Source organism: Pseudomonas sp. CF161, assembly GCF_000416215.1.
In the GTDB taxonomy this organism is placed as follows: Bacteria; Pseudomonadota; Gammaproteobacteria; order Pseudomonadales; family Pseudomonadaceae; genus Aquipseudomonas.
In genome coordinates this window covers 1-22,230 of the sequence record NZ_ATLP01000037.1, presented here as the reverse complement: position 1 = coordinate 22,230, position 22,230 = coordinate 1, and the positions used below count along the sequence as shown (strand labels likewise).

General features: G+C 64.0%; 15 protein-coding genes. 9 read left to right on the top strand and 6 right to left on the bottom strand.

Going from position 1 to position 22,230, the window contains the following annotated elements; genetic code table 11:
• The first annotated feature begins 538 nt into the window (after positions 1–538).
• A complete protein-coding gene (locus CF161_RS05215; protein WP_020295519.1) occupies positions 539–853 on the top strand; it encodes a hypothetical protein in 315 nt (104 codons plus the stop codon).
• A gap of 29 nt (positions 854–882) precedes the next feature.
• On the opposite strand, the gene CF161_RS05210 is transcribed toward CF161_RS05215, so the two are convergent.
• The 4 genes from CF161_RS05210 to CF161_RS05195 all read right to left on the bottom strand — a co-directional run bounded on the left by CF161_RS05210 (position 883) and on the right by CF161_RS05195 (position 7,359).
• The gene (locus CF161_RS05210) at positions 883–1,599 is read right to left on the bottom strand and encodes an MgtC/SapB family protein (RefSeq protein WP_020295518.1); all 717 of its coding nucleotides are present in this window, start codon (positions 1,597–1,599) and stop codon (positions 883–885) included.
• 296 nt (positions 1,600–1,895) lie between these two features.
• Positions 1,896–4,661, bottom strand: a complete 2,766-nt coding sequence (mgtA, locus tag CF161_RS05205; RefSeq protein WP_020295517.1) for a magnesium-translocating P-type ATPase — start codon at positions 4,659–4,661, stop codon at positions 1,896–1,898.
• A gap of 746 nt (positions 4,662–5,407) precedes the next feature.
• Complete coding sequence (locus CF161_RS05200; RefSeq protein ID WP_020295516.1) at positions 5,408–6,745, bottom strand: lysine N(6)-hydroxylase/L-ornithine N(5)-oxygenase family protein; 1,338 nt, start codon at positions 6,743–6,745, stop codon at positions 5,408–5,410.
• Between the two features lie 131 nt (positions 6,746–6,876).
• On the bottom strand, positions 6,877–7,359 hold the full coding sequence (locus tag CF161_RS05195; RefSeq protein WP_043228678.1) for a sigma-70 family RNA polymerase sigma factor: 483 nt from the start codon (positions 7,357–7,359) through the stop codon (positions 6,877–6,879).
• Between the two features lie 327 nt (positions 7,360–7,686).
• On the opposite strand from CF161_RS05195, the gene CF161_RS05190 reads away from it, so the two are divergent.
• From CF161_RS05190 to CF161_RS05180, 3 genes are read left to right on the top strand one after another with little or no spacing between them, the layout of a single operon-like run.
• The gene (locus tag CF161_RS05190; RefSeq protein ID WP_020295514.1) at positions 7,687–8,859 is read left to right on the top strand and encodes an efflux RND transporter periplasmic adaptor subunit; all 1,173 of its coding nucleotides are present in this window, start codon (positions 7,687–7,689) and stop codon (positions 8,857–8,859) included.
• Positions 8,860–10,830, top strand: a complete 1,971-nt coding sequence (locus CF161_RS05185) for a MacB family efflux pump subunit (protein WP_020295513.1) — start codon at positions 8,860–8,862, stop codon at positions 10,828–10,830.
• A 7-nt stretch (positions 10,831–10,837) separates the two neighbouring features.
• Positions 10,838–12,232: an efflux transporter outer membrane subunit gene (locus CF161_RS05180; RefSeq protein ID WP_020295512.1), complete on the top strand. Its 1,395-nt coding sequence runs from the start codon at positions 10,838–10,840 to the stop codon at positions 12,230–12,232.
• A gap of 41 nt (positions 12,233–12,273) precedes the next feature.
• On the opposite strand, the gene CF161_RS05175 is transcribed toward CF161_RS05180, so the two are convergent.
• Positions 12,274–12,618 (bottom strand): DUF6124 family protein, encoded by a 345-nt coding sequence (locus tag CF161_RS05175; protein ID WP_020295511.1) that lies wholly within the window; start codon positions 12,616–12,618, stop codon positions 12,274–12,276.
• A 505-nt stretch (positions 12,619–13,123) separates the two neighbouring features.
• Positions 13,124–14,746, bottom strand: coding sequence for a hypothetical protein (locus CF161_RS05170; RefSeq protein WP_020295510.1), 1,623 nt, complete (start codon positions 14,744–14,746; stop codon positions 13,124–13,126).
• A gap of 186 nt (positions 14,747–14,932) precedes the next feature.
• Here CF161_RS05170 and pvdM point away from each other — a divergent pair, with 186 nt between their 5' ends.
• The 5 genes from pvdM to CF161_RS05145 form a co-directional block, all read left to right on the top strand.
• Entirely contained in the window at positions 14,933–16,288 is a 1,356-nt protein-coding gene (gene pvdM, locus CF161_RS05165; protein ID WP_020295509.1) for a pyoverdine-tailoring dipeptidase-like protein PvdM, read from the top strand.
• 9 nt (positions 16,289–16,297) lie between these two features.
• On the top strand, positions 16,298–17,578 hold the full coding sequence (locus tag CF161_RS05160; RefSeq protein WP_020295508.1) for an aminotransferase class V-fold PLP-dependent enzyme: 1,281 nt from the start codon (positions 16,298–16,300) through the stop codon (positions 17,576–17,578).
• A 30-nt stretch (positions 17,579–17,608) separates the two neighbouring features.
• Entirely contained in the window at positions 17,609–18,517 is a 909-nt protein-coding gene (locus CF161_RS05155) for a formylglycine-generating enzyme family protein (protein WP_020295507.1), read from the top strand.
• Positions 18,518–18,729: 212 nt separating this feature from the next.
• Positions 18,730–20,379: a cyclic peptide export ABC transporter gene (locus CF161_RS05150; RefSeq protein WP_020295506.1), complete on the top strand. Its 1,650-nt coding sequence runs from the start codon at positions 18,730–18,732 to the stop codon at positions 20,377–20,379.
• A 136-nt stretch (positions 20,380–20,515) separates the two neighbouring features.
• On the top strand, positions 20,516–22,230 hold a 1,715-nt coding region (locus CF161_RS05145), incomplete at its 3' end, for a condensation domain-containing protein (RefSeq protein WP_020295505.1).

Below are 22,230 nucleotides of genomic sequence, written 5' to 3'. Positions count from 1 at the left end.
AACAGGAGGGTATGCAAGTCGATAGGGGTTGGCTGTAGGAACAATCTGAAAAACGATATAAAAACCTCATACCTGCGGCCCCTTTCAAAGACCCGAAAAAATCATTTAGGTGCCACTGCGGTACAACAAAAAGTCTAAGCGGCAAGCGGCAAGTTCCAAGCTTCAAGCACCACGCGGGCTGGGGCTAGGGGTTGGGCGAGTGATTTGTCGCTTTGTTTTGTAGGGCTTTTCCTAGAGAATCCCAACGGTCATTTTTGGGTGCCGGGGGCTCTTGTTCTGTATCGGGTGGGTGGCTAGTCTCCGGGGGTCGCTGCACATCAGCGATCGGGTTTAGCAGCTCGTTGGGTATATGAACACTTGGCACGCCTATGACTTGTCCGGCTTTTCCAATCCGGGCAGGCACCGTTATGGCGGCTATGTGTGGGGCACCTTCGGGTGCGCCGGGTTCCTATACCTCCGGTCTGCTAACCCGCACATGGCTGCCACCTTTCGTTTAGCAGCGAGCGAGGGCAGCCCCACCGGTATAGGAGCTGCACCCATGAAAAAACTCGTTCCCGATCCCCCCTCTTCCCTGAGCGATGCGCTCGGCAGTACCGCCAGCCGCGCCTTTGGCTGCCGCGATGCGCGGCAGCGTTCGCTGTTGGCGATTCGTGAAGGGTTCAATGCGCAAGAGGCGCTGATCCAGGTGTCGCAACTGCTGTTGAGCGCCGAGGAGGTGTCGGATGAAATCAGCAGCGCCAGCGGCGTCGAGCGAGGGCTGATCTGGTCGATGATCCATAGCGTGGAAACCGCGCGGGCCATTGTCGACGCGCTGCTCGACGGGGCCAAGGTCAAGGCCGGCAACGTCCCCTGAGCGTTTGAATCGCCCGCGGTGACGAGGCTTCACTCGGTGGTGCTCGGGCTCCAGAACGCCTGTTGCACCAGCGGCGAAGTCGACAGCCGCGCCACCAGGGCATCGAGTTCGTCACCGTCGACCGAGGTGGTGGCCAGGGTCGCTTCGATCTCCACCTCCTCGCTGCCAAAGGCATGCACGTCGACGTCGCTGGCCGGGTAGTTGCTGCGCTCAAGCTCGGCTTCCAGCAGCGCCAGCACCGCCTTTTGCCGCGCGCGCTGGGCGATGACGTAGACGATATTGGTGACCTCGGCGGAGATCACATCCAGCGGCTGGCGGTTGATGTTGTTGACGATCGGCCGCAGCAGGGTGTTGGCCGCCAACACAAACAGGGTGCCGAGCAAGGCCTCCAGAATCAGGTCGGCACCGGCGCACGCCCCGACACCCGCCGACGCCCAGAGCGTGGCCGCGGTATTGAGGCCGCGCACATTGCCCTCCTCGCGCATGATCACCCCGGCCCCGAGAAAGCCGATGCCCGACACCACATACGCCACCACCCGCACCGCGCCCTCGGCACCGCCCAGGCGGTTGGCCATGTCGACAAAAATCGCCGCCCCCACCGCCACCAGCACATTGGTCCGCAACCCGGCCGTGCGCTGGCGATACTGGCGCTCGAAACCAATCAAGCCACCGAGCACAAACGCCGCGCTGAGGCTGACCAGGGTGTCGACCAAGGAGGTCAGGTTGATGTTGTCGATGGCTTGCATGGGCAGGGTCCTTGTGCGAAATGGCAAAGCAGCACGGGCCACTGTGCCAGGGGCAGATGAACATCTGTTGAAGGGGAGCCTGCGTCTATTGTGGCAAAGAAATGCACAAGCCCCTGCGTGGCGAGGGAGCTTGCTCCCGCTGGGCGGCGAAGCCGCCCAAAAACCGGGCGACAAGGTGTATCAGGCACTGCTCAGTGGGCTGGTTTGGGAGGGCTGCGCCCTCCAGCGGGAGCAAGCTCCCTCACCACAAAAACTGAAGCCTGCACTACCCCGCTTGCAGCTCGCCGCTGCCCCTCCTATTGCCAACCAAAACGCCGCACATAGAAGCCCTTCACCGCCTGGGTCAGCGCCATGTACGCCAGCAATATCACCGGCAAAAACACAAAATACAGCGACGGCAGCGCCTGCAATTTGAAGTAGTGCGCCAGCGGGCCCATGGGCAGGAAGATGCCGACCGCCATGATGATCCCGGTCATGACCATCAGCGGCATGGCCGCGCGGCTTTGCAGGAACGGGATTTTCGGGGTGCGGATCATGTGCACGATCAGGGTCTGGGTCAGCAGCCCGACCACGAACCAGCCGGACTGGAACAGGGTCTGGTGGTCCGGGGTGTTGGCGTCGAACACGTACCACATCAGGGCAAAGGTGGTGATGTCGAAGATCGAGCTGATGGGCCCGAAAAACAGCATGAAACGCCCGACATCCGCCGGCTGCCAGCGCTGTGGTTTTTTCAGCATTTCTTCGTCGACGTTGTCGAAGGGAATGGCAATTTGCGAAATGTCGTACAGCAGGTTCTGCACCAGCAGGTGCATCGGCAACATCGGCAGAAACGGAATGAAGGCACTGGCCACCAGCACCGAGAACACGTTGCCGAAGTTCGAGCTGGCGGTCATTTTGATGTACTTGAGCATGTTGGCGAAGGTCCGGCGGCCTTCCAGCACGCCCTCCTCCAGCACCATCAGGCTTTTTTCCAGGAGGATGATATCGGCAGCCTCCTTGGCGATATCCACCGCGCTGTCCACCGAAATGCCGATGTCGGCGGTGCGCAGGGCCGGGGCGTCGTTGATGCCGTCGCCCATAAAGCCGACCACATGCCCGTTGGCCTTGAGCAGGCGGACGATGCGCTCCTTGTGGGACGGGGTGAGCTTGGCGAAGACGTTGGTGGTTTCCACCGCCAGCGCCAGCTCGGCGTCGCTCATGCGCTCGACGTCGTTGCCCAGCAGCAGGCCTTGCTGCTGCAGGCCGACCTCGCGGCAGATCTTGGCCGTGACCAGCTCGTTGTCGCCGGTCAGCACCTTGACCGCCACCCCATGCTCGGCCAGGGCCCGCAGCGCCGGGGCGGTGCTTTCCTTGGGCGGATCGAGAAAGGCCACGTAGCCGATCAGGGTCAGGTCCTGCTCATCGGCCAGACTGTAGGTGTCGCGCCCCGGGGCCATGGATCGCGCGGCCACGGCCACCACCCGCAGGCCTTCGCCGTTGAGCCCGGAAGTGACCTGGCGGATCCGCGCCAGCAATTCATCGCTCAGGGCCTCTTCGGATTCGCCATGGCGCACCTTGTTGCACACCGCCAGCACCTCTTCCACCGCGCCCTTACAGATCAGCAGGTGCGGATGTTCGTGCTCGGCCACCACCACCGACATGCGGCGGCGGGTGAAGTCGAACGGGATCTCGTCGACCTTCTGGAAGGCGGTGCCGACTTGCAGTTCGCGGTGCACTTCGACGTGCTCCAGCACGGCCACGTCCAGCAGGTTTTTCAGGCCGGTCTGGTAGTAGCTGTTGAGGTAGGCCATCTCCAGTACGTCGTCGGACTCCAGGCCCCAGACATCAACGTGCCGCGCGAGGAAGATTTTGTCCTGGGTCAGGGTCCCGGTCTTGTCGGTGCACAGCACGTCCATGGCGCCGAAGTTCTGGATCGCGTCCAGGCGCTTGACGATGACTTTTTTGCGCGACAGAAACACCGCGCCCTTGGCCAGGGTCGAGGTGACGATCATCGGCAGCATTTCCGGGGTCAGGCCCACGGCGATGGACAGCGCGAACAGCAGCGCTTGCATCCAGTCGCCCTTGGTGAAGCCGTTGATGAACAACACCAGCGGCGCCATCACGAACATGAAGCGGATCAGCAGCCAGCTGACTTTGTTGACCCCGGTCTGGAACGAAGTGGGCGCGCGATCGGTGGCACCGACGCGCTGGGCCAGGGCGCCGAAATAGGTGCTGTTGCCGGTGGTGAGGATCAGCGCGGTGGCGGAACCTGAGACCACGTTGGTGCCCATGAACAGGATGTTGTCCAGGTCCAGGGGGTTGCTGGTGCCTTCGTCCTGCTGGCGCGGAAACTTCTCCACCGGCATCGATTCGCCGGTCATCGCCGCCTGGCTGACAAACAGGTCCTTGGCGCTGAGCACCCGGCAATCGGCGGGGATCATGTCGCCCGCCGAGAGCACGATCAGGTCGCCCGGCACCAGTTGCTTGATCGGCAGTTCGAAAGTCCGCGCCCCGCGGTTGGCCAGGGTCGCGCCGGGCAGGCGTGCCGCCGGCATCGCGGCGTCGGGGCTGAAGTCGCGGCGGATCACGGTGGCGGTGTTGCTGACCATGGCTTTCAGGGCATCGGCGGCCTTGTTCGACTTGGCCTCCTGCCAGAACCGCAGCAGGGTCGAAAGCACCACCATGGAGAAAATCACCGTGGCGGCCTTCATGTCTTCGGTCAGCCAGGAGATGACCGCCAGCAGGGTCAGCAGCAGGTTGAACGGGTTTTTATAGCAGTGCCACAGGTGCACCCACCACGGCAGGGGCTGCTCGTGCTCGACCTCGTTGAGGCCATGCCGGGCCTGCAGGCTGTCGGCCTCCTCCTGGCTCAGGCCGTCGGTGTGGCTGCCGAGGCTGTCGAGCAGGGTGGTGGCATCGCTGTTGGCCGCGCCGACCAGGGTTTGCGCGAGCGTCGGCGGCACTTCCCGGCTGACGCTGGCGTCGCTGAAGCTTTCCAGCAGCGCCAGGCGACGAAAATGCCGGGAGAAATGCCGGGTCCGCAGAAAGCCGGCGAAAAACTCTTTCAACAGAGTGAGGTTCATGGTGGTGCCCCTAGCGGTCAGCCCAGGGAAAACCTTCGGCAGGCACGGCCGCCCCCCACTGGAACGACGCCCAGGCGGTTGCGGCCCGCAGGATTGAACCTGCGCGTCCGTAGCGCGAGTCAGGCTTGGGGCCTGGCATCACGCACTGTTCAGAGTCGTTGAGAGAGACATCGAAAAGCGGCCGGAGCTGGCCGCGATCGGGGTGCCGCTTCTCGCTGCATGGCGAGATAACGGCACAAGAAGCTGCGCGTTATCGAGCCGAGAATGCGCCGGTTATCGCAACCGGCCGACTACTGTCACTCGAACAAGTCCCCACTCCGGGTCTCCGCTATTGATGAAATCGCGCGCAGCTTACGCCGCGATATTTCGAGAGTAAATCAATAGGACGAGTCTGATATTGCAATCAGATAGTTCTTCAGGGGAGGTTCAGGAAGAGAGGGACAAACAGCAAAATCGACCACCTATCGCGCACAAAAAGCAGCCCCCGTGGCGAGGGAGCTTGCTCCCGCTGGAGGGCAAAGCCCTCGCACATGACCCACTGCAATCGGCGCTAAAAACCCCCAGCACTCCAGCCCCCTTGTGGCTCGCTTGGGGCCCCCGACCGCGCGCCAGGGCGGCGCATGCCCAACACCGCACTCGCGCGTTTGTCAGGCACACCGCCCCCCCCTTGTTTGCGACCGCTGCGTGGCCGAGCGCGAGCAAGCGCCCTCGCCACAAGGTCTCGGGGGCCTGTTCGCTGGGGCCGATCAGCTCGCCGTGGCCAATAACACATCCCTGACCGAGCGGCTATGGCCACGGCTCTTGCCATGTTCATACAGCGAGCCGGCGATTTCCTCGGCGCGGATCGGCAGGATCGACAGTAGCGTGTCGCTCAAGCCATGGCTGGCCTGGCTGAAGCCCTGCATATAGATGCCGGCCTTGCAGCGCTCGTCGGTGAGCACGCGGTAGTTGCGGTCGACTTCGAACTCGCCCAGGTACTCCTGCAGCGGGGCCAGCAGTTGACGGTGCATCTGCCGCTCGTAGCCGGTGGCCAGGACCACCGCGTCGTAATGCTGCACCGAACGTTCGCCGGTGGCGTTGTTGCGCAGCACCAGTTCCACGCCCTGGGCGCTGGCAGTGGCTTGCTCGACGGTGGTCAGGGTGCGGAAGGCGTGGCGCGCGATCCCGGAGACTTTCTGCCGGTAGAAGATGCCGTAGATGCGTTCGATCAGGTCGATGTCGACCACCGAGTAGTTGGTGTTGTGGTACTCGTTGACCAGGCGCTCACGCTCGCTGCTGGCCTGCTGGAACACCAGGTCGGTGAATTCCGGCGAGAACACTTCGTTGACGAACGGGCTGTCGTCGGCCGGCTTGAGCGCCGAGCCGCGAATGATCATGTCCACCTGCACCGACGGGAAGCTGTCGTTGAGGTCGATAAAAGCCTCGGCCGCGCTCTGCCCGCCCCCAATGATCGCGATCTTCATCGGCTGGCCGGCGACACAGGGCTGCTCGGCCATGCGCGCCAGGTACTGGGAATGGTGGAACACCCGAGGGTCATCCTTGAGCGCCTGGAAGGTTTCAGGGATCCGGGGCGTGCCGCCGGCGCTGACCACCACCGAACGGGTGGTGCGCACCTGCTCCTGGCCCTGGGCATCGCGGGAAATCACCCGCAGGGCTTCGACCTGCTGGTGCTGCAGCACCGGCTCGATGGCCAGCACGTCTTCGCCGTAGCGGCTCTGGTCCTGGAAGTGCGAGGCCACCCAGCGCAGGTAATCGTTGAACTCCATGCGGCACGGGTAAAAGGTGCCGAGGTTGATGAAGTCCACCAGGCGCCCGTGGTGCTTGAGGTAATTGACAAAGGAATAGGGGCTGGTGGGGTTGCGCAGGGTCACCAGGTCCTTGAGGAACGAGATCTGCAACTCGCTCTGGGTGACCAGGGTGTTGCCGTGCCAGCGGTAGTCCAGCTGCTTGTCGAGAAACAGCGCGTCCAACGGGCCTTGAACCTGGCCGCGTTCCTCCAGCGCAATGGCCAGCGCCAGGTTCGAGGGGCCGAAACCAATACCAATCAAGTCGTGAACGGTGGCCGATGCAATTGCCTGTGTCATTTCCAGTGTCCTCTGGATAAGCCCCTCAACGCGGGGAGAAAGCGACGGTGACCTGGTCGGCCCATGGCAAGACAGCAGGTCGTCTGTTGAGTAGGAACGAGGACAATGAAAAAAAATTTAACCCAGGAGGATCAGTGGCTGTCCCACTGACGCACGCGCATCCGGCAATGTTTCATGGCGTTGACGATGTGTTTTTCCACCTGGCTGCGGGAGAGTCCCAGGCGCTCGGCGATTTCCGGGTGCGACAGGCCTTCGAGCTTGCGCAGCAGGAAACTGTCGCGGCACAGGGCCGGCAGCTCGGCCAGGGCGCGTTGCAGCATGTCCAGGCGCTGGCTGTGGTCCATGCCGGTGTGCGACGAAGGGCTGAAAAAACGCTCTTCGTTGTCGAGCGCCTCCAGCGGCTCGGCCTGACGCAGCGCGTTGCGCCGGTGGCCGTCGATCACCAGGTTCAGCGCGGTGCGGTAGAGATAGGCGCGCGGCTGCTCGATGGGGGTGTCGCGGGTGCGTTCCAGCACCCGCACATACGCGTCATGCACCACATCTTCGGCCACCTGGCGGTTGCCCAGTTTGGCGTTGAGGAAACTCACCAGCTCGCGATAGTAGTTTTCCAACATGGCTCCCGCCCCCAAAAAAAGAGGGACTTTTGTCCTTGAGTACGACGCTCCGCCAGGGCTTGTGCAGGGCATCAAAATGATGGCAGTTTATAAGCAACGCAATTTATAGTAATTCTCATGTAGATTTAAAGCGCTAACGCTGTGCCCGAGGTTTATTCTGTGAATCCATACCTGTAACCCTATGTTTCCGGGCTTAAATCCACTCCGCCGAACTTCGTATACTTGACAGCCCCCGTGTCTGCCGACCCTTCCGGCAGCGTTCAGCGGCGCCCCAGCTCGGGCAATATCTGGACCACGGGCCGATTTTTCCATTGGCCGGAACCCTGCATGAAACGTCCCCGTCATACCCGACGCGCACTGCTTGTAGCACTTTGCCTGATCCCCGTTATTGCCGTTGCCGCCTGGCAGATCCTGCCCGCAGGGCGAGATCAATTTGCCACCGTGCAGGTCAGCCGAGGCGACATCGAAAGCAGCGTGACCGCCCTCGGCACCTTGCAGCCCCGGCGTTATGTGGACGTCGGCGCCCAGGCCTCCGGGCAGATCCGCAAGATCCATGTCGAGGCCGGCGACCAGGTCAAGGAAGGCCAATTGCTGGTGGAAATCGACCCCGCCACGCAACAGGCCAAGCTCGACGCCAGCCGTTTCTCCATCGAGAACCTGCAAGCCCAACTGCAGGAACAGCGCGCCCAGCACCAGTTGGCGGAGCAGAAGTTCCGGCGCCAGCAAAACCTCGCCGCCGGCGGCGCCACCCGTGAAGAAGACGTGCAGACCGCCCAGGCCGAACTCAAGGCCACCCAGGCGCGGATCGACATGTTCAAGGCGCAGATCCGTCAGGCCCAGGCCAGCCTGCGCAGCGACCAGGCCGAGCTTGGCTACACGCGAATTTATGCGCCCATGGACGGCACCGTGGTCGCGGTGGACGCCCGCGAAGGCCAGACCCTCAACGCCCAGCAGCAGACACCGCTGATCCTGCGGATCGCCAAGCTGTCGCCGATGACGGTGTGGGCCGAGGTGTCGGAGGCCGATATCGGTCACGTCAAACCGGGCATGACCGCCTACTTCACCACCCTGAGCGGGGGCAACCGGCGCTGGACCAGCACCGTGCGCCAGATCCTGCCGATCCCGCCCAAGCCGCTGAACGAAACCGCCCAGGGTGGCGGCAGCCCCAACAGTTCGAGCAAAAGCGGCAGTGGCCGGGTGGTGCTCTACACCGTGCTGCTGGATGTGGATAACAACGACAACGCGCTGATGGCGGAGATGACCACCCAGGTGTTCTTTGTCTCCAGCCAGGCGCAGAACGTGTTGACCGCCCCCATTGCCGCCCTGCAGGGCAGCACCGCCGCCGACCGGCAGATCGCCCGGGTGGTGGCGAAAAACGGCGCCATCGAGGAGCGCGAAGTCCGGGTCGGCATCAGCGACCGCCTGCGGATTCAGGTGCTGGACGGCCTGAACGAAGGCGATCACCTGCTGATCGGCCCGGCCGAAGCCAGCGGAGGTTGAATGTTGACCCCGCTGATCGACCTCAGGAACATCCGCAAGTCCTACGGCGGTGGCGACACGCCGCAAGTTGACGTGCTGCGCGGGATCGACCTGGCGATCCACGCCGGCGAATTCGTGGCCATCGTCGGCGCTTCCGGCTCCGGCAAATCGACGCTGATGAACATCCTCGGCTGCCTGGATCGCCCGACGTCCGGCGAGTACCGCTTCGCCGGCGAAGACGTGGCGCAACTGGGCAGCGACGAACTGGCCTGGCTGCGCCGCGAGGCCTTCGGCTTTGTGTTCCAGGGTTACCACCTGATCCCTTCGGCCTCGGCCCAGGAAAACGTCGAGATGCCGGCGATCTACGCCGGCACCCCGGCCGCCGAGCGCCATGCCCGCGCCGCCGCCCTGCTCGAACGCCTGGGCCTGGCCAGCCGCACCGGCAACCGTCCGCACCAGCTCTCCGGCGGCCAGCAGCAACGGGTGTCGATTGCCCGGGCGCTGATGAACGGCGGCCATATCATCCTCGCCGACGAACCCACCGGCGCCCTCGACAGCCACAGCGGCACCGAGGTCATGGCCCTGCTCGACGAGCTGGCCGACCAGGGCCACGTGGTGATTCTGATTACCCACGACCGCGAAGTCGCCGCCCGCGCCAAGCGCATCATCGAAATCCGCGACGGCGAAATCATCAGCGACAGCGCCGACCACCAACCGGACGTCCAGGCCAGCGCCAACAGCGGCGCCCTGCAAGCGGTGGACCTGCGCCAGCGCCTGAGCGAGGGCAGCGAACACAACGGCGCCTGGAAAGGCGAACTGGTGGACGCAGTGCAAGCGGCCTGGCGGGTGATGTGGGTCAACCGCTTCCGCACCGCCCTGACCCTGCTCGGGATCGTGATCGGCGTGGCCTCGGTGGTGGTGATGCTGGCGGTGGGCGAAGGCAGCAAGCGCCAGGTCATGGCGCAGATGGGCGCGTTCGGCTCGAACATCATTTACCTCAACGGCATCTCCCCCAGCCCCCGGGCACCGCGCGGCGTGGTCAGCCTCGATGACGTGCGCGCCCTGGCGAGCCTGCCCCAGGTGAAAATGATCATGCCGGTCAACGGCGACGACGCCAATATCCGCTTCGGCAACGTCGACTACGAGGTCTATACCGGCGGCAGCAACACGCTGTTCCCCGAGATTTTCAACTGGCCGGTGGTGCAAGGCAGTTTCTTCTCCGAAGCCGACGAAGCCAGCGCCGCGGCGGTGGCGGTGATCGGCGAAAAGGTCAGGGAAAAGTTCTTCACCGGCATCAACCCCATCGGCCAGTACATCCTGGTGGAGAACGTGCCGTTCCAGGTCATCGGCGTCTTGGCCGGCAAGGGCGCCAGCTCAGGAGAAAAGGACAGCGATATCCGGGTGATGATTCCCTACTCGGCAGCCAACATTCGTCTGTTCAGTTCGCCCAACCCGATGTACGTGGTGATCGCCGCCGCCGATGCGAAGAAGGTCAAGGAAACCGAAAAGGCCATCGATGAACTGATGCTCAAGCTGCACAAAGGCCAGCGCGACTTCGTCCTGACCAACAACGCAGCGATGATCCAGGCCGAAGCCCGAACCCAGAACACCCTGTCGCTGATGCTTGGCGCCATTGCCGCGATTTCCCTGCTGGTGGGCGGTATCGGGGTGATGAACATCATGCTGATGACGGTGCGCGAACGGACCCGGGAGATCGGCATCCGCATGGCCACCGGCGCCCGCCAGCGAGACATCCTGCGCCAGTTCCTCACCGAGGCGGTGATGCTCTCGGTGGTGGGCGGCCTGACCGGTATCGTCCTGGCCATGCTGTTGGGCGGCCTGCTGATCGTGGGTGATGTGGCCGTGGCCTTTTCCCTGCCTGCCGTGCTGGGCGCCTTTGGCTGCGCCCTGGTCACCGGGGTTATTTTCGGCTTCATGCCGGCTCGCAAAGCTGCCCGGCTTGATCCGGTCACAGCCCTTACCAGTGAATGACCATTCTATGAAAGCGCAATTGACCCTAGTGGCCGCCAGCCTGCTGCTGGTGGCCTGCGGCGGCACCGCCCAGCGCCCGGAGAGCGGCCTGCAGGCACCGGCTTCGTGGTATTCGTCGACCGGCGCCAGCACCCAGCGCAGCAACCAGCAGTGGTGGACCCAGTTCGCCAGCCCCGACCTCGATCGCCTGATCGAACAAGCCCGAGGCGGCAGCTACGACCTGGCGGCCGCCATCGCCCGCGTCCGCCAGGCCCAGGCCAGTGCCGTGGTCGCGGGCGCGCCGCTGCTGCCGGAGATCAAGGGCGGGCTCAATGCCAATCGGCAGAAACTGCTGCGGGGCAACGGCTACAGCCAGCTGGATGCCGACACCGACAACAAGGCCGTGGACTCTTTCGATGCCAGCCTGAGCGCCAGCTACGAAATCGACTTCTGGGGCGGCAAGCGTGCCGCCCGCGACAGCGCCGTGGAAGGGGTGCGCGCCAGCGAATTCGACCAGGCCACCGTGGAGCTGACCCTGCTCAGCGGTGTCGCCAACAGTTACACCCAGGCCCTGGCCCTGGGCGAACAGCAACGGATTGCCGAACTGAACCTGGCCAACGCCCAAAGCGTGCTGCGGCTGGTGCAGACCCGCTACGACTCGGGTTCCGCCACCGCCCTGGAGCTGGCCCAGCAAAAAAGCCTGGTGGCTGCCCAGCAGCAACAGTTGCCGCTGTTCAGGCAACAGGCGGCGGAGGCGATGATCACCCTCGCCGCCCTGCTCGGCCAGCCCGTGCAGGCCTTGCAACTGGGGCCGCAATCCTTCGCCGAGCTGCGCTGGCCGGAGATTGCCGCCGGCGTGCCCAGCGAGCTGCTGCAGCGCCGCCCGGACATTGCCGGCGCCGAAGCCCGGCTGGCCGCCGCCCAGGCCGATGTCAGCGTGGCCCGAGCCGCCATGCTGCCCAGCGTGACGCTGACGGCCAACCTGGGTTCGGGGGCCAACAGCGCCGGGGATATCCTGCGCAGCCCGTTCTATAACCTCACCGCCGGCCTGGTGGCCCCGATCTTCAACAACGGCCGCCTGAGCGCCGAGCGCGACAAGGCCCGGGCGCGCCAGGAGGAGTTGCTGGAGACTTACCGCGGCACGATCATCAACGGCTTTGCCGATGTCGAGAAAGCCCTGAACAGCATCAGCGGCGTCGACCAGCGCCGGCAGTGGCAGGACGAAGAACTGAACCAGGCGCAGATCGCCTTCCGGATTGCACAAAGCCGCTACCAGGCCGGGGCGGTCGACCTGCTGACCGTCCTCGAGACCCAACGCACCCTCTACGCCGCCCAGGACCTCAACGTGCAACTGCGCCTGTTGCGCCTGCAAGCCAGCATCGCCCTCTACAAAGCCCTGGGCGGCGGCTGGCAAACCCTGTAGCCGCTGTCGAGCCCGCGGGCTCGGCGGCGGCTACAGCGGTGTTAATCCCGGGGGCGGGCGCCATCGAGCAGTGCTTCCACCACCGCCCGGGCCATTTCCACCGAATGCACCATGGACCAGATCAGCCCGCGTTCGATGCCGCTGGCGCGTTCGGTGATTTCATCGGACACCTCTTCGGCGCATTTCAGCAGCAGCGCGACGTGCATCAGCGCGTCTTCGGCGTTGACCCCAGGTTGCACCGCGAACAGCGCATGGCCCTGGGCATCGCGCAGGCCAAAAGGGCGATGCCGGGTGTTTTTCAGGGATTGGAGCAGGTGGGCGTTGGCGCGATCCAGTTCCGGGTCGCGGCGTCGTTGCCGAGGTGGATCGGGGACGAGCTTTTTCATGAGATTGGTTCCTTTAGCATTTAAGGAAAACCGCCCAATATCACTTCCACATGAGAGGGTGGCAGCCATGCGCAGGTGTGGAAGACCGGAGCTAAAGGATCCCGGCGCACCCGAAGGTGCCCTACGCACAGCCGCCATAAATCGAGGTCACCAGCACCGAGTCGGTGGAGGTTTTCGAATAAAACGGCTGCACGTCTTTAGCTCCAGACTTCCACATCCGGGCCGCTGTTTTTTGCAGCGACGGCTGAAGACTGCCTGAGGCCAGAAGAGGGTACAAGCCGCTCAAAGGCGTTTTGGATTCTCTAGGAAATGCCCTACAAAACAAAGCGAAACCTCTTCAGGGCTCAGCGCTAGAAGGCCCGGCACCTAGGGCGAGTGTCGAGGCTGCGCTGGCCGAAATGGGCGCCGTGGAGTGTCAGGAATGTGAGGGTCGCCTGACAGGGCCAGCGCAGCCTCGCAGGCTCGGCAGCGGCTACAGGCGGTAGCCGCAGATCACTCGCAACAGCTACGCCGGCGTTACCTTGAGGTGACGCGCGTACCAGGGGCGCTGCGGGACTTTGCGCAACAGTTGGGCGAGCCGGTCCTTGTCGCTGCCGAAGGTGATGCGCAGGGCCAGTTTCATGGTCTCCGGGTCCATCTCCATCGACTTGCCCGCCTGCAACCCCGGCGTGGTGCTGCACCCATGGGTCACCGGCCCCAGCCACGGGTCACCGACCTCGACCCAGCGTCCCTGGGCGAACCAGGGCACACCGTTGACCTCCAGCCGCGTCACTTCACCCGGATGAAAACGCTCATGGGCGCGGAACCAGTCCTCGATGCGGTCGTCGATCCAGCCATGGAAAGACCAGAACACCGGGTTCACATGGGAGGAGAACGGGTCGCCGAGAAAATCGTTTTCCGGCTCGAACCAGCGCGCGGCGAAATCGTCCGGATTGCGCGCCTTGGGCACCGGCGCGCCGTTGGACGGGTCACGCGGCACCGAGGCCCAGCGCATGTGCAGCCAATCGTGCAGGCCCAGTTCGACCTCCGAGCCGAACTGGCCCAGGGTCAATTTCGCCAGATAGGCCGGGTCACGGTAGTGCGACTCCCAGACCTGGAAGTTGCTGTTGTAGGTCTCGGCACTCTTGATGTCACTGACCCACTGCGTGTACTCGGCATCGTCTTCAGCCAGCCAGGTCGGCGGCAAGGCGTAGCCATCGTGATTGTCGAAGTAGCGCGCGAAACCCGCGCGGTCGCGCAGCAGTTCCGGCTGCGGCATCGGGAAGCGGCGCCAGGACGGCAGCGGCTGCAGGGAGCGCGCGGTGCCGAGCATGTGCCGATGCATGAAAAAGAAATCAATCCCGGACCCGTTGCGATCCTTGCGCAGGCCACGGGCGTCACGCTCGCGGTCCCGCGGCCCGGGTTGCCAGCCAATGCCGCGCAGGCCGTTGCGCCGCTCTTCGGACAGCTCGTGCCATTGATCCCGGGAGGCATGCCACAGCTGGTGAAACAGGCGGTGCTCGGGCGACACCAGCCAGGCCAGCAAGGCCGGCTGCAAGCCGATCCGCTCACGGGCCTCGGGAAACACCTGCTTGACCGCAATGAAACGGTTGTCCTGCTCGAGCCAGGCCAGGGGCCGATCCAGGCTCAGCACCCGCCCGCTGAGGGTGCCACTGCCGGCATTGCCGAAACTGGCCCAGACCTCATCCAGCACCATGCGAAATTCATAGCTGGGCGCCCCGTCCTCCGCGTTCGGGTCGATCAGGCGCCAGCTCAGGTGGGCGGGATCGGCCGGCGCCAGGTCGCCCAGCACCTGAAAACGAGGCTCATCTTCGCCACGCAGGCGCTGCGCCGTATCCAGGTAACCCCGTAAGCCGCGTCCACGCGGGGCGATGTCGAGAAACAGCTCCAGGCCTTCGTGAGGCAGGCCTTGCAACCCGCCATCACGACCTTCGAAGCGCAGGCTCCAGACGCCGCGCAAGGTGTCCGCCAACTGGCGCCCGGCCGTGTCCGGCAGGTCGACGCTGGCCTCCCCCGGGGTCACGGGCTCGTCGACCCGGGTCAATTCACGATGGGCAAAGTATGCCGCGGGCACCGCAGCGCCCGTCAGTGCCAAACCGGCTATGAAACCTCGTCGAGAAATCGTCATCGCCCTACCTGTGTCAGCCATGAAGCAGGCTTTATCCAAGCTAGAACGTTGAGTTGGCGAACAAATTTAGGCCGCCGGCACCGGTACGCCGGTGCCCAGTAAATTTGTCCGGCCACCGCTCGTTCTTCCCAGATAGCAAAGGCCCCATGCACCCGCACCTCAACGGCGAACCTGACTGAGATGGCAATGAAAAAACCGCGTTCGAAGAAGGCTCTTTATATCGGCCTGCCTCTGGCCCTGGCTGTGTCCATCGGTGCCGGCTTCCTGGCCTGGAACTACCTGTGGAAGGACAACTCCGGTTACCCGCTCAAGGTGATGCAACAGGCGAGCGAGTTGCAGGAGCGGATCATTTCCTTTGATAGCCATATCTCCGTCCCGCTGGACTTCGGCGCCGAAGGCAACGAAGTCGACAAGGACGGCTCGGGGCAGTTCGACCTGGTCAAGGCCAACCGTGGACGCCTCTCCGGCGCGGCCCTGACCATTTTCGGCTGGCCGGAAATGTGGAATGGCCCCAACGCGCCACACCGCCCGACGCCCGGTTTTGTCGACGAAGCCCGCAACCAGCAGGAGATTCGCTACAAGATCATTTCCGGCATGGTCCGCGACTTCCCCAACCAGGTGGCCATCGCCTACACCCCGGACGATTTCCGCCGCCTGCATGGCGAAGGCAAGTTCGCGATTTTCATCAGCATGCTCAATGCCTACCCCCTGGGTAACGACCTGAACCTGCTGGACCAATGGGCCGCGCGCGGCATGCGCATGTTCGGCTTCAGCTATGTCGGCAACAACGACTGGGCCGACTCTTCGCGGCCCCTGCCCTTCTTCAACGACTCACCGGACGCCCTCAACGGCCTGTCGCCCATCGGCCAGCAAGCGGTGCACCGGCTCAATGACCTGGGGGTGATCATCGACGTCTCGCAGATGTCGACCAAGGCCCTGGAGCAGGTCATCCAGCTCAGCCGCAGCCCGATCATTGCTTCGCACTCGGCGCCACGGGCCCTGGTGGATATCCCGCGTAACCTCAGCGATCACGAGTTGCAATTGATCAAGGACAACGGCGGGGTGGTGCAGATTGTCGGCTTCCCGGCCTACCTCAAGCCCCTGAGCCAGCCGACCCGGGACAAGCTCAACACCTTGCGCGCGCGCTTCGACCTGCAGCCGCTGCCCAACCTGGCCTTTGCCCTGATGCCCGGGGACCCGATCATTACCGTCTGGCCCGAGCAGCGCTTCGGCGAGTACGCCAATGCGCTCTACGCCATTCTCGAAGAAGAGCCCAAGGCCACGCTCAAGGACCTGGGGGACGCCATTGACTACGCGGTGAAGAAGATCGGCATCGATCACGTCGGCATCAGCTCGGACTTCAACGAAGGCGGCGGCGTGCAAGGCTGGAAGGATGTCAGCGAAATCCGCAATGTCACCGCCGAGCTGATCACTCGCGGCTACTCCGAAGCCGACATCGCCAAACTCTGGGGCGGCAACTTCCTGCGCGTGTGGGATCAAGTTCAAAAAGCCGCCAAACCCACCAAGACTTCCGCCGAGTAGAGCGCGTCCATGACCGATCGTAGAACCTTCCTCAAGCAGGCCGGCATTCTGGCCGCCACCCTGCCTCTGGGCGCCAGCCTGGGGGCTCCCGCCCTGGCCGCCACCCTGCCGGGCCTGCCCCGGGACAAATGGGCACAGCTGCGCCAGCTGTTTGTGCTGGACCCCGACTACATCCACTTTTCCAACTTCCTGATCGCCCCGCACCCCAAGCCGGTGCGCGACGCCATCGAGCAGCACCGCGCCTGGCTCGACCGCAACCCCGGCCTGGCCATGGACTGGGACCGCGAAGAAACCTGGAAGCACGAAGCCGAGGTGCGCCTCTGGGCCGGCCGCTACCTGCAAGCCAAGCCAGGCCAGATCGCCCTGACCGCCAGCACCACCGAAGGCCTGGCCATGGTCTACGGCGGCATCCATGTGCGGCCGGACCAGGAAATCCTGACCACCGAGCACGAACACTACTCAACCCAGTGCGTGCTCGAGTACCGCACCCGCAAGGAAGGCACCCAGGTTCGCCAGATCAGGCTGTTCAAGGACCCGCACCAGGTGTCGACGGACGAGGTCATCGCCTCGATTGCCCGCAGTATCCGGCCCAATACCCGGGTGCTGGGGATGACCTGGGTGCAGTCGGGCAGCGGGGTCAAGCTGCCCGTCGGGGAAATCGGCAAGCTGGTGGCCGAGCACAACCGCGAGCGCGACGACAAGGACCGCATCCTCTACGTGATCGATGGCGTGCATGGCTTTGGCGTCGAGGACCTGAGCTTTCCCGATATGCACTGCGACTTCTTTATCGCCGGCACCCACAAGTGGATGTTCGGCCCGCGCGGCACGGGCCTGGTCTGCGCCCGCTCGGAAGAGGTCAAGGACATCACCCCGAGCATGCCGACCTTCTCCGAAGACAACAATTTTGCCACTTCGATGTCCCCGGGCGGCTATCACGCCTTCGAGCATCGCTGGGCACTGAGCAAGGCCTTCGAACTGCATCTGCAACTGGGCAAGGCCGAGGTCCAGGCACGGATCCATGCACTCAACAGCTACCTCAAGCAGCGCCTGCTGGAGCACCCCTCCATCGAACTGGTCACGCCCCTGAGCCCCGAGTACTCGGCCGGCTTCACGTTCTTCCGGGTCAAGGGCCAGGACAGCGACAAGGTCGCGGCCTACCTGATGCAGAACCGCGTGGTCGCCGATGCCGTTGATCGCGACGTCGGCCCGGTGATCCGCACCGCTCCGGGCCTGCTCAACACCGAGGCCGAAGTCGACCGTTTCATGACCCTGCTCAGCCAAAAGCTCTGAATCCTGCGCCCCTTTCACTGGAGACCCACGATGCCCCGCTTCCCGCTACCCGCGCTGCGCGCCGCCTTCTCACTGCCCGCCCTGGCCCTGGCCGCACTGCTCGGTGCCCTGCTGCCGAGCGCCGCCGAGGCCGCCGCGCCGCCCGCACCCGGCCAGGTGTTCAAGGACTGCCGGGACTGCCCGGAAATGGTCGTGCTGCCCAGCGGCAGTTTCATCATGGGCACCCCGGATGACGAAGTCGGGCGCCAGCCTGACGAAGGCCCGATGCATGAAGTGACCTTCAGCAAGCCTTTCGCCCTCAGCCGCTTCACCGTGACCGCTGGCGAATGGGCGGTTTACCTGCGCGAAAGCGGCTACACGATGCCCGACGGAGACGCCCGCCCCGGTCGCGAATGCATTGCCGGCAAGCCCCGCTACCCGGTGTCGCCGCGCCAGCCGGCGGTGTGCCTGACCTGGCACGAGGCGCAGAGCTACATCGCCTGGCTGTCGAAGAAAACCGGCAAGGCCTATCGCATGCCCAGTGAATCGGTGCGCGAATACGCGGCCCGGGCGGGCAGCAAGGGGCCCTTCCCCTTCCCGTTCGATGAAGGCAAGGAATACAGCATCGCCAAACACGCCAACACCTACGGCCCGGAAGACGGCTTCAGCTACACCGCCCCCGTTGGCAGCTTTCCGCCCAACGCCTTTGGCCTGTATGACATGCACGGCAACGTCTACGAATGGCTGGCGGATATCATCCACGAAAACTACGTCGGCGCCCCCACCGACGGCAGCGCCTGGACCGACCAACCCAACCCCGATGACGACTGCGACTACCGGGCCATGCGCGGTAACGACTGGACCGAGGCCCCGATCTTTTCCCGCTCCGGCAACCGCAACGATCGCTGTTCGAAAACCGCCGGTGACTGGCTGGGCTTTCGCGTGATGCGCGATCTGTAAGCAGCTCAGACCGGGGAGCGCCGGCCCGCCGAGGAACCTGGCAGGCCGCGCTCACCGCCCATCGAATCGACTGCACCCTGTCACGCAACAAGGGCTAAATCCCCCTCCCCCGAACTCGTCCTCTTACAGACAGCTCGCCAGGCGAACCCAAGCCTCGACGCGGGCCTCCACTCGCCCTTAGCACGTAGTCACGTCGCGACCGAGGTAGTTTCATGACCGCAGCACCCCGTAGCGCCATTCGCGAACTCTTGAGCCTGCTCAAGCCCTATCGTCCTATCGTGATCTCTTCCATTCTTCTGGGCATCGTCGGCGGGCTAAGCGTCACGGCGCTGCTGGCCACGGTCAACCAGGGCCTGCACAACGCCGACGGCATGAGCAAAGGCGTGGTCCTGGCCTTTGCCGGCCTGTGCGCCCTGGCCTTGCTCAGCACCATTGCCGCCGATATCGGCACCAACTTCGTCGGCCAGAAGATCATTGCCAAGCTGCGCAAGGACCTGGGCGCCAAGGTCCTGGCGGCGCCCATCGAGCAGATCGAACGCTATCGCACCCACCGCCTGATTCCGGTGCTGACCCACGACGTCGACACCATCAGCGACTTCGCCTTCGCCTTCGCCCCCCTGGCCATTTCCCTGACCGTGGTGATGGGCTGCCTGGGGTATCTGGCGGTGCTGTCGTGGCCGATCTTCCTCATGACGCTGATCGCCATCGGCGTCGGCTCGGCGGTGCAATACGTGGCGCAGACCAAGGGCGTCAAGGGTTTCTATGCCGCGCGAGAAGCCGAGGACAACCTGCAAAAGCACTACCAGGCCATCGCCGAGGGCGCCAAGGAATTGCGTATCCACCGCCCTCGCCGGCACGCCATGTTCACCCGCAATATCCAGGGCACTGCCGATCACATCTGCGATACCCATATCCGCTCGATCAATATTTTCGTGATCGCCAAGAGCCTGGGTTCGATGCTGTTCTTCGTGGTGATCGGCCTGGCGCTGGCCCTGCAATCGCTGTGGCCGGCGGCCGATCCGGCGGTCATGAGCGGCTTCGTGCTGGTGCTGCTGTACATGAAAGGCCCACTGGAGAACCTGATCGGCAACATCCCGATCATCAGCCGGGCGCAGGTGGCCTTCCGCCGCATTGCCGACCTGTCCGAACGCTTTTCGTCGCCGGAGCCGCACCTGCTGCTGAGTGCCGCCGAACACCCCGCGACGCCGCTCAAGCGCCTTGAACTGCGCGACGTGCAATACGCCTTCCCCACGGTGCCAGGCAGCGTCCCGTTCAAGCTGGGCCCGGTTAACCTGTGCATCGAACCGGGGGAAATCCTGTTTATCGTCGGCGAAAACGGCTGCGGCAAGACCACCCTGATCAAACTCCTGCTGGGCCTCTACACCCCGCAACAGGGCCAGGTCCTGCTCAACGGCAAGACGGTCGACGCCCAGGGCCTGGATGACTACCGCCAGCTGTTCACCACCATCTTTGCCGACTACTACCTGTTCGATGAACTGGTGCAGAACGACAAGGCCCTGCCACCCGATGCCGGGCAATACCTGGAGCGTCTGGAAATCGCCCACAAGGTCAGCGTGCGCAACGGCGCCTTCACCACCACCGACCTCTCCACCGGCCAGCGCAAACGCCTGGCCCTGGTCAATGCCTGGCTGGATGAACGCCCGGTGCTGGTGTTCGATGAATGGGCCGCCGACCAGGACCCGACCTTCCGCCGGATCTTCTACACCGAACTGCTGCCGGACCTGAAAAAACTCGGCAAGACCATCATTGTCATTTCCCACGACGATCGTTACTTCGACGTCGCCGACCAACTGGTGCGCATGGAAACCGGCCAGGTCATCAGCGACAAGGCTTTCGCCTGATATCAGCAGCACCCCGGCGAGCGCCCAGCCGCTCGCCGTCCCCTCCCAGATGCGCCTAAATCCCCCCCGCCACACTTCGTCTTCATGACAACGCTTATTTCCTCTGCCGACGGCGACGAGATCGATCATGAATCAAATGAACCAACTACCTGACGACGACCTGCTGGCCTTGTTGATGGCCGACGAGGCTGGTAGTGAGCAGTCCATCCAGCGCGCGACCGAGTCAGGGCCAAGTGAACTGTCCTTCGCCCAGCAACGGCTGTGGTTCCTGCAACAACTGGCGCCCCAGAGCAGCGCCTACAACCTGCCGCGGGCCATCCAGCTGCGTGGTGCACTGGACGCGACCGTGCTGCAGGTCGCCTTGCAACACATCATTGATAAACACGACATTCTCAAGACCGCCTTCCTCGAGATCGATGGGCAGCCCCGGCAGGTGGTGGTGCCCGAGGCACGGCTCAGGCTGGCGCTGGAGGACCTCTCGACACTGGAACCGACGCAACGCCGCCAGCCCCTGCGCACCCGCCTGGACGCAGAGGCCGGGCGAGCCTTTGACCTGAGCCAGGCGCCGCTGATTCGCGGCGCACTGCTGAAGATGGCGCCTGACGAGCACGTACTGCTGCTGAACATGCACCACATCGTTTCGGACGCGTGGTCCAACCCGATCCTCATGCAAGACCTGGGCGCAGCCTATGAACTGGCTGGCCGTGACGCTCCAGGCCGCCTTGCGCGACCGGCGATCCAATATCACGACTACGCGCGCTGGCAACGCCGGGATTACCCACGCACACCCCGGCACGACGCCGCGGCCGCCTACTGGAAAACCTACCTGGGCGAGGAAATCCTCCCTCTTGAACTGCCCGCTGACTTCCTCGTGGCCCCGGACACCCGCCACCCGGCGGCGTCTCATTCGCTGAGCCTGGCACCCGAGCTGAGCCGCAACCTCAATGCCTTTTGCCAGGCCCATGGGCTCACGCCGTTCGTGGTGCTGCTGGGGGCCTGGCAACTGTTGCTGGGCCGCTACAGCAACCAGCAGGATTTCACCGTGGGCGTACCCAACGCCACCCGAAACCAGAGTGAAACCCAAGACCTGGTTGGCTTTTTTGTCAGCAGCCTGATCTATCGGGCGCAACTGGATCACAGCCTGACCACGCTCGACTTCCTGCAGCGCCTGCGCCAAGAGTCCCTGGCCGCCCTGGAGCACTCCGACTACCCGGTCGAGCTGATTATCGAAGACCTGCACGTGCAGCGCAGGACTCAAGCCAACCCGTTATTCCAGACCCTGTTCAACTGGCGTGTCGCCGGCCAGCAACAAGGCCCCATGGCGTTGGGCGAACTGCAACTGGAATTTCTTCCCCTGGAGCAGCAAGAAGCCAAGTTCGACCTGGCCCTGGAGGTCGAGTACCAACCCCAGGCCATTCACGCCAGCCTTGAATACAGCAGCGCACTGTTCAGGCCGCAGACCATCGAGCGCATGGCGCAGCACTGGCAGAACCTGTTGCACGCGATAGTGGCCGATGCCAGTCAGCGCATTGGCGACCTGGCGTTGCTGGATAGCGGTGAGCAACAGGCGAGCATCGACGCCTGGAACCCGGCCCGGGTTGAATTCCCGGCCACCCAGGGCATTCACCACCTGATCGAACAACAGGTCGAGCGCACGCCCGAGGCCGTGGCCGTGGTCTTCCACCAGCAATCCCTGAGCTATCGCCAGCTCAATCAGCGGGCCAACCGGTTGGCCCATCAACTGATCGAACACGGGGTTGGCCCGGATGTGCTGGTAGGGCTGGCGGTGGAGCGCAGCCTGGAGATGGTGATCGGGCTGTTGGCGATTCTTAAAGCCGGCGGCGCCTATGT